Annotated in this window: 10 protein-coding genes and 1 pseudogene; 3 read left to right on the top strand and 8 right to left on the bottom strand. The window is 60.9% G+C overall.

What is annotated here, in order from left to right; genetic code table 11:
- Positions 1–13: 13 nt before the first annotated feature.
- The 7 genes and pseudogenes from FLG15_RS20050 to FLG15_RS20020 form a co-directional block, all read right to left on the bottom strand.
- Positions 14–1,101: pseudogene (locus FLG15_RS20050) on the bottom strand (TrbL/VirB6 family protein).
- A gap of 4 nt (positions 1,102–1,105) precedes the next feature.
- Positions 1,106–2,455 (bottom strand): Tle-like phospholipase domain-containing protein, encoded by a 1,350-nt coding sequence (locus FLG15_RS20045; protein ID WP_150147182.1) that lies wholly within the window; start codon positions 2,453–2,455, stop codon positions 1,106–1,108.
- Positions 2,452–3,099 (bottom strand): hypothetical protein, encoded by a 648-nt coding sequence (locus tag FLG15_RS20040; RefSeq protein WP_057678742.1) that lies wholly within the window; start codon positions 3,097–3,099, stop codon positions 2,452–2,454. The genes FLG15_RS20045 and FLG15_RS20040 overlap by 4 nt, the downstream gene beginning before the upstream one ends.
- Positions 3,100–3,628: 529 nt before the next feature.
- On the bottom strand, positions 3,629–4,147 hold the full coding sequence (locus tag FLG15_RS20035; RefSeq protein ID WP_081022852.1) for a DUF4189 domain-containing protein: 519 nt from the start codon (positions 4,145–4,147) through the stop codon (positions 3,629–3,631).
- 21 nt (positions 4,148–4,168) lie between these two features.
- Positions 4,169–5,323, bottom strand: a complete 1,155-nt coding sequence (locus tag FLG15_RS20030) for a TrbL/VirB6 family protein (RefSeq protein WP_057687003.1) — start codon at positions 5,321–5,323, stop codon at positions 4,169–4,171.
- A 61-nt stretch (positions 5,324–5,384) separates the two neighbouring features.
- Positions 5,385–6,311, bottom strand: a complete 927-nt coding sequence (locus FLG15_RS20025; protein ID WP_335338814.1) for a hypothetical protein — start codon at positions 6,309–6,311, stop codon at positions 5,385–5,387.
- A gap of 223 nt (positions 6,312–6,534) precedes the next feature.
- Positions 6,535–6,990, bottom strand: a complete 456-nt coding sequence (locus FLG15_RS20020) for a hypothetical protein (RefSeq protein ID WP_057678892.1) — start codon at positions 6,988–6,990, stop codon at positions 6,535–6,537.
- A gap of 222 nt (positions 6,991–7,212) precedes the next feature.
- On the opposite strand from FLG15_RS20020, the gene FLG15_RS20015 reads away from it, so the two are divergent.
- Together FLG15_RS20015 and hemB are read left to right on the top strand one after the other, a co-directional pair.
- The gene (locus FLG15_RS20015; RefSeq protein ID WP_017156266.1) at positions 7,213–7,455 is read left to right on the top strand and encodes a hypothetical protein; all 243 of its coding nucleotides are present in this window, start codon (positions 7,213–7,215) and stop codon (positions 7,453–7,455) included.
- Positions 7,456–7,674: 219 nt separating this feature from the next.
- Positions 7,675–8,667, top strand: coding sequence for a porphobilinogen synthase (hemB, locus tag FLG15_RS20010; protein ID WP_017156264.1), 993 nt, complete (start codon positions 7,675–7,677; stop codon positions 8,665–8,667).
- A 373-nt stretch (positions 8,668–9,040) separates the two neighbouring features.
- On the opposite strand, the gene FLG15_RS20005 is transcribed toward hemB, so the two are convergent.
- Positions 9,041–9,793, bottom strand: coding sequence for a DNA/RNA non-specific endonuclease (locus FLG15_RS20005; RefSeq protein ID WP_057678893.1), 753 nt, complete (start codon positions 9,791–9,793; stop codon positions 9,041–9,043).
- A 231-nt stretch (positions 9,794–10,024) separates the two neighbouring features.
- Between FLG15_RS20005 and FLG15_RS20000 the strand changes: the two genes are divergently transcribed.
- Complete coding sequence (locus FLG15_RS20000; RefSeq protein ID WP_057678894.1) at positions 10,025–12,559, top strand: PepSY domain-containing protein; 2,535 nt, start codon at positions 10,025–10,027, stop codon at positions 12,557–12,559.
- The last annotated feature ends 28 nt before the right edge of the window (positions 12,560–12,587 follow it).

Raw genomic sequence — 12,587 nt, 5'->3', positions numbered from 1 at the left:
CTACTCACTATTACTAAATGATTTGATCATTACCTCTAGATGCAATACCTCTGGATCCCGGTGCCTGTGGTTGATTGATGGATTGCTGGGCTCCCGATACTCGCTGCGTGGCTGGGGCCACGTCCTGTGTCTGCTTTGTATCAGGTCGAGATTGATCACTACCTGATCGCTGCGGCATATAAGACCCAGGCGGCTGGCCCTGAGGACCAGGGGACGCACTACTCGCACCAGCGCTACCAAATGCCGAGTACGCCATGAAGGTTCCCATGCTTCCTTGCCATAGCGCTGCCGCAACGGTAGGCATGGTGATGATGAGGGTGGTCAGCAGCAAGCCGATACCGCCCTGCTGCAAGGCTTGCGAGCTCAGGCCTTCGGTATTGTTACCCATCAGCCCAGTGATGCCTTTGGCAACCCAGAGCGCGATGGCGACCTTGGTGGCGAGCTTGAGCACGATGGCCGAGACCACCGAGAGCATGGACATCGAGAACAAGGTGCCGATCACATAGAACAGCCACTTCTTGAACAGATCCTTGGTGGCATCAAACATCAATGCCAGGATGAAAATCGGGCCGACACCGACCAGGAAAGCCATCGTGAACTTGAACAGCAGCAGCATGGCGCCTGCCGCCATCGCGGGACTTGCTGTGCCGAATCCGGCAAGCAGCATGGCGTTGCTCTTCTTTTGAAGCGCCTCCGGATCATCGGAGTCGATGTTCACCACATCTACGGCGGCCATTGCGAGCTGCGTGTAGCCCAGATTTTCATCGATTGCATCGGCTGCTGACGTACCGCTTTCGCCGGTAAACAGTTCGTGGATCTCCTTGTCCAGGTTCTGCGTCATCGTCTTGTGCAGCATCGCGCCGTTGCTTCCCACTGCGGTGGCGATACTTAGGATAAAGACGATCTTCGCGGCCTTACCCATGGTCTCCATCGCAGAGTTGCGCGATTGTCCGGTTGCTAGCCGATAGCCAACGATCATTACCCACAGCGTGACCAAAATCATGGCGATCACGCTCACCCACGTCATGGCAAGGCCCATAGCGCCAGGTCAAAGTCCTGGAGCGTATTGCTGACATCGTCGTTGTCGATCAGCCGCGTCATCGTCCTATATCACACGCGTCGGTGTCTGTGCGGTCATCTCCGGCTGCGCCCGTTGCGCATCCAGCGTGCGCAATTGCTGCTGGCTCTCCTGCAACGATGGTGCCTCCGCCGCCAGATCCACCTTGGTGCGGAAACCCGGGGTGTTGCCGACGATCCAGGCACTGCCGTCGTGCACGGTCACGCTGCGCAGCTGGTTGACGTCGACGATACCAGCGCGTTTGGCCTCGACGGTGGCATGCATGGCCACGGCATCGGAGGTACCTTCGGGTAACTTGCTGTGGATGGAGCGGTACAACGGATCGTTGGACATGGCCGCCGCACCGGGATCTACGCAGCGCTCTGGAGTATTGCCCAGCGGCAGCTTCCAACCAGGCGCCACATAGACCGGCTTGTCTTCGCGCGCCATGCGCTGTTGCGTTTCCTTCCAGCGCTCGGCCGCCATCTCCGCCGCGCCGGCACCAGGGGCCAGCGTGCCACGTAGGTGGTTGATGGCATCGGGCAAGTTCATCGATTGGGCGCTGCGCGATGCCAGGGTCAGGCCGCCGCGCATCAACGCTACATCATCGCGGTACTTGTCGATCATCGGTGCGTATTGCTGCGCCAGCTGTTGCGACCTGGGATCTTCCAGCACCGAGCGATCTGGTTTGCCATTGCCGTCAACGGGCAGAAAGTTATGCATGCGATGCGAGTCGCCCAACTCCACAGCGACCAGAGGGTTGCGGTCATCCAGCACACTGCGGTCGTTGGCATACCCGGCTTTCTGCAATGTGGCGACTTCTTGTGGCGTGGCGTAGATCTTGACCTGGCCATAGTGCTTGCTGGCGGCGCTGACCGCATCGCCAGCCATCACATGGTTGATGACATCGTGACCGCCTTCGGAAATGCGCCGGTCCAGGCTTACCGCGCCATAGGCGTTGAAGGTCTCGCCTTTGAGGCCGAAGTGGTGTGCGGTCACCTGGGCCAAGTCGCCGCCAAGCGAGTGGCCTGTGACGGTGACGTCGGGGACTTCGCCGTCCTTGCCGATTTTTTGCGCGTAGACCAACGCATGCTTGGTCAACTCAATTGCTTCAGCGGCCTGACGATTGTGACGTGCTGCGACCATGCCGCCATCGGTGTAGACACCATCCTGTTTAAGCTCACGCTCAGTCTCGGTGCCGCGATGGGCGACGATGATCTCGTTGGTGTCGATCCGCTGATAGACCATACCTTGATAGCCTGAAGGGCTGTCTACATACTCAAGGCGCTTATAAGTAATGCCGCCAATATTTACAGGTCGACTAACCGGGCCTGTCTCTCGCGGCTCCTGATAAACATCATCAGAGAGAGCTGCATATTGCTGGCTCTTAAGGCTCAAGGGGTCACCTTTTCAGTAGTCAGGGTGACTTTAAAGACTTCATTGCGGGCATTCTCATTGAATTGGTCGATTCTTGATCTGCCGCTATCAGGGAAGTTGTCGACATCTTCCTTTGGGTAACGTCCCTTCCAAAAGTAAGTGACCTTTGGAGCTTGGCTGTAAATCTCGTTCTTAAATAGGGCCGGCTGAAAGCGGGTGTCTTCATGCCTTTCGGTCGCTTTCAGGGAGATCCCAACCCCGTCTAACTCAAAAGAACACGTTCCCTTGCCATAATAGTCCGCATCTACCATGCCATCGGCATAGATTGTGCCAACATACGTGGATGCATTTATCCTCTCAAAGTGGATGGGGATGCCGTCTTCATCAGACTTGTTCCACACGCCGGCAATGGGCTCAATTGGCGTGCATTGCTTGTGGTTGGTCATCTGGTAGAACGCCGTACCCGAGATCCACTCGAACGGCCCGGGCGCATCCTCGATTGTCATCGTGAGCCGGTACGCTTGCGTCGGATGCGGGTTCTTCCGGTAAGTCGGATCGCTGGTCGTCGCATCAGCTTTTGAGGACGGGGTAGTCATCGGTTTGCATCCTGCAAGGAGAAAGGGCATGAGGAGGAAAGCGAAACGGCCGATAATCTTGGGGTTCATTGGAGATGCTTTCGCTGCCTGTGCGCATCGAGCAATAGAGGGTACGCTGTTTTGGCCTGGGTATGCTCGATCAGGCCATTAGCTGCGCGCTTGATTACCATATCTTCCCGGTCCTAGATGCCTCGCTCGTGGATAAAGCATGCGGAGCCTAGCGCTCGCTCAGCGCCACGACTAAAGCCAATCGGAGCGACGCTGCTTGTTGCCTCAGGGTCATCTCGAATCCACTCGCTGATTGCTCAGCGCGAATTTTACTTAGATTTCTTCAAGGCGTGCCTTATAGGTGTAGTCACGCACGAGATCGCGTGTACCGCCTAGCAGGCTGGTGAACTACGATTTCGACCTGCCGACTGGAGAAGGGCAGCTTCTCTGCCAATTCTGAGCCTCCGACAGATGTACAGAAAGCTGCATATCGCGCGCAGGAGTACCGTTGTTGAACCTTCTTCGAGCAGTTGCCAAGGCCCATTCGAAGTATTTCAGCAGCCTGCTAACGCCTTCGGATAGATTTTACGCTGCCAAATTAATTCAGCCTTCAAAACTCCTGAAATATGGGTTCTGAACATGCGGAGTAAATAACTTTGCATTGCATCGTGGGATTTCTTCTTTCGCAACTTTCTAAAGCTTCTTTAATCGCGTTTTCCTTGCCTGGTTGTCGTGCGAACTGAACATATCCATCCGGATCTGGCCGTCCATCGCGTTGAGGTTCGCCTATTGCTGTACATTGGTTGCGATAAGTTGTGACAACATGGCAGTTGTCTGCGCCTAACTTTGCGCATCTTGCGAGAGCTTCTTTCTTCGCAGAAGCTTCATTAGGTAATCCCGTTGGCGCGCCGTAATTCGGAACTCCATCAATAGTTCCTAGCGCAATAGCGCCCCAGGTTTTAATCCATTTTCCTGTTGGGCGCGGCTGCGGCTGTTGTGTAGATTGAGGTATAGGAGCACACGCGACTGCGCCCTGCCCGCCAATTGGATATTGTCCGGGTGGGCAGCCTTGTTCCGCCGATGCGGAAAAAGGGATTGCTAGGAACACAACGCATAATAGTCTTAACATGGTGTCGCCTCTATTTACTTCTTAGGCTATTCGATTATCTGTGCCTGAATTTGCTAAACCGCGTGAGCCAGCTGCAGCCGTGGCAGCATTACTAGCAGAAGATCCTGAAACTCGACCAGCACTCAGGTCTGCAGGTCGAGATTCTGGAGTAGATCTCGCCCCGTCGTCAGTGCGGGCTGGCATATAAGACCCAGGCGGTTGTCCCTGTGGCCCAGGAGAAGCACTGCTAGCACCAGCGCTACCAAATGCCGAGTACGCCATGAAGGTTCCCATGCTGCCTTGCCATAGCGCTGCGGCAACGGTAGGCATGGTGATGATGAGGGTGGTCAGCAGCAAGCCGATACCGCCCTGCTGCAAGGCTTGCGAGCTCAGGCCTTCGGTATTGTTACCCATCAGCCCGGTGATGCCTTTGGCAACCCAGAGCGCGATGGCGACCTTGGTGGCGAGCTTGAGCACGATGGCCGAGACCACCGAGAGCATGGACATCGAGAACAAGGTGCCGATCACATAGAACAGCCATTTCTTGAACAGATCCTTGGTGGCATCAAACATCAATGCCAGGATGAAAATCGGGCCGACACCGACCAGGAAAGCCATCGTGAACTTGAACAGCAGCAGCATGGCGCCTGCCGCCATCGCGGGACTTGCTGTGCCGAATCCGGCAAGCAGCATGGCGTTGCTCTTCTTTTGAAGCGCCTCCGGATCATCGGAGTCGATGTTCACCACATCTACGGCGGCCATTGCAAGCTGCGTGTAGCCCAGATTTTCATCGATTGCATCGGCTGCTGACGTACCGCTTTCGCCGGTGAACAGTTCGTGGATCTCCTTGTCCAGGTTCTGCGTCATCGTCTTGTGCAGCATCGCGCCGTTGCTTCCCACTGCGGTGGCGATACTCAGGATAAAGACGATCTTCGCGGCCTTACCCATGGTCTCCATCGCAGAGTTGCGCGATTGTCCGGTCGCTAGCCGATAGCCAACGATCATTACCCACAGCGTGACCAAAATCATGGCGATCACGCTCACCCACGTCATGGCACGGCCGATGAGTTCCATGCCGAACGTGTCGATTTCCTTATTGAGGTAGTCATTGATCAGCTTGAAAAAGACATAGTCGCCGATGCCTACATCGGCCATCGGCGTAAGCCAACTCAATGCACCCTGAAAAACGCTGTCCATATCCGCCCCGATTTGATCCTAATAAAACGCCTGCCGTGCATGGCAAAATGTATAAGTGCACTCAATCGACTGATAATGCCGCCTTCAACGCAGCAGCCTGTACCAGCTGGGTGACCAACGGAATGCCGCCCCCCTTATTGCCATCCAGGGCGCGCTTGGTGAGCTTGCGCTGGTCGCTCTTCAGGGAAGCCTCGTAATAGTCATAGGCCTTCAGTTTTGCCTGCCAGTAATCGAGATCCATCGAGTTCTGCGCCATGAAGCGTGAGACCTCATTGTCATTCGCGGCAAGCGCGCCCTGGCTGGTCCCTACGCTATTACGCTGTGACTGAATCTTTTGCTCGAAATCCTTGTTGCGCTGAATCAATCGTTTGAGCATGCGGACAGACTCGTTGTAGCGGGCGTTTTCAGTCATCACCATCAACTGACAGATCTTGGTCTGCTCAGTTACCAAGTTGCCATCCATATTGGGCAATATGCTTTTGATGCTCGTCATGATGCTTCCCAAGCCGCCACCTGAGCCTGAGCATGCTTCCGCCACCCCGTAGTTGGGATCACGTTCGTTGAAATTGTCTTCCAGATTTGTAGTGCCCAAGTTGAGGCTCTGCAGCTTGATCAGCTGTTGCTGGTAGTGCGCGTATTCTTTCTGGTACTGCGATAACGTTTCCTTCCAACGTTCAAATTCCTTTCCGTATTCAGCAATAATGCTTTCCAACGTCATCGGGTCGTGGGTAATCACCTGTGCATTTGCATGCCCGGCACACAGCCCTACCGCGAGGAGCAGGCCTGCTGCAAGGCGTGAAAACGGCGCGCGCGAACGACGGACATGGTCAGTCATGGCAAGTCTCACTGAATTGGCTTGATACGGAAAAAAAGACACAGGGGTGCGCCGATGGGTCCTGTCGGCGGCTTGCCTGGGAGCGGGCGTCGTAAGGCCGATGCAGCCATAGACGCCCGCGCTGGCGCTGCTGTCAGCGCTGAAGTTGTTCATTCGAGTGCCTGCCACGGCCATCTTCCTTGTGTGCGGTTAAACGCAGGTCTGCCGTAAGGTGCCACAGAGCAGGCCGCATTTCCATATTTTTAATGCGTCTTCGTTTGATGAATGCCTTCAGATTTTCGGCAGGCGCCTTGTTGGGAGAGGCGGCCCTGACGCTCGGTCTTTAAAGGCATCGCATGCGAGGGATCTTCGGTGGGTTGCTGCCTTGAAGCGACGCTCACGGTTCTCTTGTAGGTGTATCCCTCGCCCCCGCAGGTACCCAGATCGCCACACCTGCTGCGCGCTTCTGGGTGGTGGGGATGCCGATCCCTAGGCCGCCGCCGACGCGGCCGCCGTAGCTGCCACCGCCGACCGACAGGCCGCCGCCGGAGCGTTCGGAGCCCACGCCGACGATGACCACGCCGTTGGCGCCGAGCTTGGCGGCTTCGCGCTTGAGGCGTTGCACGGCGGCGTCGGTCTGGCCCTGGGTGCCGAAGCCGGCGGCGCTGGTCGATTCGAGCTGGGCGATTTCCACCGAGCCGACCGGTGCGTTGGAATACACCTGCACCTGCGCCGGGTCGATCGGCGCGCGCGCCTGGCCCAGCATCACCTTGGAGCTGCTGGCGCAGCCGGCCAGCAAGGCGGCGGTAGCCGCTGCGATGGCGACGTTCCTGATCAGCGACTGCTTGCGCATGGTGGGACCCCTTGGGTAATGAAAGCTGGGTAATGACAGCCGGGTAGTGACAGCGATGATCCGGCGCCTGGACTGAATCGCGCCGGACTTTGGCGCACCCTAGCCATGCCGGCGTGAGGCTGCCGCCAAACCGCCATTGGTCATGATGACCACCCGCCCACGGCGCGGGGACGGCCGCGCCGGTAAGCTCGTGCTTTCTTCAAGACGAGGTGGCACGTGGGATTGATCAGCCTGTTGTGGGGCATCGTGGCGTTGCTCTGGATGGTGTTGGCCTTCATCCCGCTGCTGGGGTGGGGCAACTGGTTCCTGATTCCGTTCGCGGCGGTGGGCGCGCTGATCGCCGCCATCGCGCTGTTGTTCACCTCGGCAGGCAACCGCGGCCGTGCCAAGACCGGCCTGGTGCTCAACGGCTTGGTGATCGTGGTCGGGGTGATGCGCCTGACCCTGGGCGGCGGGATTATCTAAGAGGCTCTCGACAAGGCGGCGATGCGTATGCGTGCGTGCGCGTGTCGCGTGCGCGAGTCGAGCAGCGCCTGTGTCGGCAGCGTTCGGTGCGCTGCGTGCGTTTGCCTTCGGCGCACGCACGCAGAATCCGCGCCGTTGCAGCGCTGCGACACTGCGTCGCAGCGCGTCCTGCGCGTGACGGCGGGCGTAAACTGATGCGCTGTCTCTAGGAGCCTTGCCATGGCCCACCCGCACTATCGCCCCCGCCGCATGCGCCACGATGCGTTTTCGCGTCGGTTGATGCGCGAAAACACGCTGACCACCGACGACCTGATCTGGCCGGTGTTCGTGCACGAATTGCCTGGCCGCGCGCCGATTGCCTCGATGCCGGGCGTGGAACGCCTGTCGCTGGACGAGTTGCTGCGCGAGGCGGAAAACGCGTTGGAACTGGGCATCCCGGTGATCGACCTGTTCCCGGTGATCGACCCGGCCGGCAAAAGCCTGGACGCGGCCGAGGCCTGGAACCCGGACGGCCTGGCGCAGCGCGCGGTGCGGGCGTTGAAGTCGCGCTTTCCGGAGCTGGGCGTCATGACCGACGTGGCGCTGGACCCGTACACCACCCACGGCCAGGACGGCATCATCGACGCCAAGGGTTATGTGCTCAACGAGATCACGGTCCAGGCCCTGGTCAAGCAATCGTTGTCGCATGCGCAGGCCGGCGTAGACATCATTTCGCCTTCGGACATGATGGATGGCCGCATCGGTGCGATCCGCCGCGCGCTCGATGCCGACGATCATCTCAACGTGCGGATCATGGCGTACTCGGCCAAGTACGCTTCGGCGTTCTACGGCCCGTTCCGCGATGCGGTGGGCAGCGCCGGCAATCTGGGCAAGGCCGACAAGACCACCTACCAGATGGACCCGGCCAACGGCGATGAAGCCTTGCGCGAGATTGCGCTGGATCTGGAAGAAGGCGCGGACATGGTGATGGTCAAGCCGGGCATGCCGTATCTGGATGTGGTGCGCCGGGTGAAGGACCAATTCCGCGTGCCGACCTTTGCGTATCAGGTCAGCGGCGAGTACGCGATGCTCAAGGCGGCCGCGGCCAATGGCTGGCTGGATGAGCGCAAGTGCGTGCTCGAGGCGTTGATGGCCTTCAAGCGTGCCGGTGCCGATGGCGTGTTGACGTATTTCGCCCCGCAAGTGGCACGCTGGTTGCGCGAAACGCGCTGAGCGCGAGCACGCTGGGACGGCGCGCCATTTCAGTTGTGCATGGATAGGAGCGCTCGCTTCGGCCAAGCAGTCGCCTGCGCACAGCAGGATCCGGAGCGGGCGGTCCGGTTCCATGGCCGGTCGTTAGCCTGAGAGAGGCACCAGCGCCCGCTGGATCGGGGATGTCGACGTGCCGCCTGCATCGGATGCAATACGGCACGTCGCTCCCATGCAAGAGCATTCAAACCTTCTGATGCTATGGCTTGCGTACGCCGCAACAGGACCGGCGCGCTACGCTTGAAATTTGCGGGTCAGCCGCGGAACGCGCCTGGCGACGGCCCAGCGCCGAGCCAGCAACTGATAGTGGTGCAAATCCCGAATCCCGTCTCTCGTCTCAGGGCAGCACCAACGCGATCGCCTGCGACTTCACGCTGGCGCTGAGCGAGGGGAACGGGTCGACGTTGGTCATCATGACCAGGTCGTCGATCGACACCACATCGCAGTTGATGCTGCTGTCGTTGACGCACAGATACGCGCCCGCGCCCACGCCCGGTTCGTAGATGGCCTTCCACACATACGCCGGGACGGCGACCTTGTCGGTGCCGATCGTCGCTGCAGTGCCGCTGTCGAACGCAGGGCCGGTCACCACGTACAACTCGCCGTGTTGCTTGGCCAACTGACGCACCTGTTCTTCGATGTGCGCCCACTCGCCGGTGTTGAGCTTGTGGTCCTGCGGGACGACGTTGGCCATGGAAAAGGTTTCTTTTTCCGAACTTTCGGTCGATGCATCGCCGGCCGGCGTCATGTGCCCGCGGTCGTAGCCGGTGTTGGTGTAGTCGGAACTCTTCGAGCGATCGGCGGCCGGAATACCGGTTTCGTCGTGGAAGGAGCCGACCCGACCGATCGCCTCGGCGCCGGCAACCTGTTGGTCGGTGAGGTGCTCGGCCGAATACACCGGGTCCTTGGTCACGCCCGAGGCCAGCAGCACGTATTCGGTGTGGCACACCTCGGTGGTGCGGGTCGTGCTGCTGCCCACGCTGGGCGGGGTGCCGTTCGCGTACAGGCTGGGACAACTGGTGGCGGCCACCGCCACGGAGGTCGTGCACAACAGGGCCAGGGCCACGCAACCACGCAGGAGGGAGGACATTGCAGAGCTCGCTTGCCAAGGGGAGTGGGGAAGGTGGCAACAGGCGATGTCCAAACGATGACCGCCTCATGTGCGGCAGATGACGGCGCGGCAGGACGCCGCAGGCAAGACAAGGCGCTTGCGGGCGCGCGGCGGGCAAGACGCCGCGCAACGCCATGAGCATCGATGCAGATCGGATGCGAGACTCATTCTCATCTACAATGGCCGGCCGTCCTGTTTCGTGTCCAGGTCTTGATCAAGACGCTCCTGTTCCAGCTGCATTGGCTGCTCGGCATCACTGCCGGGCTGGTGCTGTCGGTGATGGGGTTGACCGGCGCGGCGATGTCGTTCGAAAACGAGATCGTGCGTCTGGCCAACCCGGCCATTGCGCAGCTGGCGCAGCGGCATGCGGCGGGCGAGCGGCCCTTGCCGGTGGATGTGCTGTTGCAACGGCTCGATCTGGCGCCAGCCAGTGCAGGGCACAAACAGACGGTGACGCGCCTGTTGATCGATCCTACGGGTGCGCGCCCGTCTGCCGCGCGCCTCGCCGGCAAGGGCGCGGGCCGGGTGTACTTCGATCCCTATACGGGTGAGCGGGTCGCGCCGCCGCGGCTGAGCGCTGCGTTTGCCTTCATCGAAGACCTGCACCGCAACCTGACGGCCGGCAAGCGCGGGCAGGCGGTCACCGGTGCGAGCGCCTTCGTCTTGCTGTTCTTCTGCGCATCGGGGCTGTATCTGCGCTGGCCGCGACGGTGGTGGAGCCCGCGCACCTGGTGGGTGGTGGAATGGCGACGGCAGGGACGCAGTTTTTTGTGGAGCCTGCACGCGGTGTTCGGCACCTGGTGCTTGCTGGTGTATTTGCTGGTCGCGCTGACCGGGCTGACCTGGTCCTACCCCTGGTATCGCGATGGCATGATGGCCTTGCTTGGCGCTGCGCCTGCGATACGTGGCGACAACGGCGCTAGCCGCCCGGCCACCGTCGATCTTGCGCGCGTGCAGCGCACGCTCGATGGCATTCCCGCCACGCGCAGCGCCGCCCTGGATCTGCGCATTCCCACGCGCGCCGGGCAGCCGTTAAATGTGCGGTTCTTGCCCGACAATCCCGCTCACGACCGCGCCTACAACAGCCTGGATATCGCGCCGGACAGCGGAGCACTGCTGCAGCGTCAGGACTACACGCTGCTGCCGCGCGGGCAGCAATTGGCGGTGAGCATGTTCCCGCTGCATTCGGGCAGTTTCTTCGGGTTGCCCGGGCGCATCGTGGTGATGCTGGCCAGCCTGGCCATGTCGGTCTTCTTCGTTACCGGCTGGATGCTGTATCTGGATCGGCGCCGCAAAAAACGCGAACTGCGCGCTGCGCGCAAGGTGTTGCAAGGCGCAGCACCGGCCTCGCAAGCGGCCCCGTGGTTGATTGCGTTTGCCAGCCAGAGCGGTTTTGCCGAGCGCCTGGCGTGGCAGGCCGCCGGGCATCTGCAGGCCGCCGGCTTGCCGGTGCAGGTGCGCTCGCTGGCGCAGCTGGAGGCGCAGGCGCTGCAACGCACCGGGCATGCGTTGTTTGTGATCAGCACGTTTGGCGATGGCGAGCCACCGGATGCGGCACGCGGTTTCGAGCGCGGGCTGCTGCGGCAACGCCTGGAATTGCCGCAGCTGACCTACGCGGTGCTGGCGCTGGGAGACCGCCAATACGCGCAGTTCTGCGGATTCTCGCGGCGCGTCGAACAGTGGCTGGATGCGCAGGGTGCACGCGCGCTGTTTCCTGCGGTGGAACTGGACAAGGCCGATCCGCAGGCACTGGCGCAATGGCATGCGCAGCTGGGCCAGATCGCCGGTGCACCCATGCGCGTGGCGCCGCTGGCACGTCCCAAACTGACCGAATGGACCCTGTCCTCGCGCATGCATCTGAATCCGGGCAGCGAGGGGGCGCCGATCTGGCGCGTCGATCTGCAGCCGCCTGCCGATGCGCAATGGCAGGCCGGCGACATCCTCGAAGTGCAGCCCGCGCATGCCCACGCACAGGTGCACGCCTGTCTGGCGGCATGGGGCCTGGCGCCGGACGCGCTGGTGCACGTGGATGCGCAGCTGCTGCCATTGCAGCAGGCTGCTGCCGAGCGCGTACTGCCCGAGCCGCCCGCAACGCCACTTGCCCATCGCCCCGATCCGCAGACCTGGCTGGACGCATGCGGCTGGCTGCCCACACGCGATTATTCGCTCGCCAGCGTCCCGGCCGACGGCACTGCGATGGTGGTGGTGCGGCTGACGGCACGTGCCGATGGTCGTCCCGGTCTGGGTTCGGGTTGGTTGATCTGCCATGCGGCGATCGGCACGCCGGTGCGCGCACGGTTGCGCACCAATCCCGGGTTCCATCGGCTCGAAACGATGCCGATGGTCTTGATCGGCAACGGCACCGGCATTGCGGGCCTGCGCGCGCTGCTACGCGAGGCCGAGTTGGCCGGCGTGCATGGGCACTGGTTGTTGTTCGGCGAACGGCATGCGGCGCACGACCGCCTGTTCGCCGACGAGCTGCAGGCCTGGCAGGCCAGTGGGCATCTACAGCAGCTGGAGTGGGTGTTCTCGCGCGATCAACCGCAAAAACGCTACGTGCAACATCACTTGCGCGACACTGGCGACACGCTGCGGCACTGGATCGACCGTGGCGCGGTGATTTACGTCTGCGGCAGTCTGGACAGCATGGCGCGCGAAGTCGATGCCACGTTGCGAGACGTGCTCGGCGACTCGCGACTGGAATCGCTGACCGCGGCGGGCCGTTATCGGCGCGATGTGTACTGAGTGCGGTCATGACCGCTGCAGTCCGGCC

This window comes from Xanthomonas phaseoli pv. dieffenbachiae, from assembly GCF_008639345.1.
In the GTDB taxonomy this organism is placed as follows: domain Bacteria; phylum Pseudomonadota; class Gammaproteobacteria; order Xanthomonadales; family Xanthomonadaceae; genus Xanthomonas; species Xanthomonas phaseoli.
The sequence above is the reverse complement of the archived record's forward strand: the minus strand, read 5'-3'. Positions and strand labels throughout refer to the sequence as shown.

What these genes read in the sequence shown, in the direction of transcription:
- FLG15_RS20040 (WP_057678742.1), bottom strand. Translation starts at nt 3,099, where the DNA reads ATGAACCCCAAGATTATCGGCCGTTTCGCTTTCCTCCTCATGCCCTTT.
- FLG15_RS20035 (WP_081022852.1), bottom strand. Translation starts at nt 4,147, where the DNA reads ATGTTAAGACTATTATGCGTTGTGTTCCTAGCAATCCCTTTTTCCGCA.
- hemB (WP_017156264.1), top strand. Translation starts at nt 7,675, where the DNA reads ATGGCCCACCCGCACTATCGCCCCCGCCGCATGCGCCACGATGCGTTT.
- FLG15_RS20005 (WP_057678893.1), bottom strand. Translation starts at nt 9,793, where the DNA reads ATGTCCTCCCTCCTGCGTGGTTGCGTGGCCCTGGCCCTGTTGTGCACG.
- FLG15_RS20030 (WP_057687003.1), bottom strand. Translation starts at nt 5,323, where the DNA reads ATGGACAGCGTTTTTCAGGGTGCATTGAGTTGGCTTACGCCGATGGCC.
- FLG15_RS20025 (WP_335338814.1), bottom strand. Translation starts at nt 6,311, where the DNA reads ATGAACAACTTCAGCGCTGACAGCAGCGCCAGCGCGGGCGTCTATGGC.
- FLG15_RS20020 (WP_057678892.1), bottom strand. Translation starts at nt 6,990, where the DNA reads ATGCGCAAGCAGTCGCTGATCAGGAACGTCGCCATCGCAGCGGCTACC.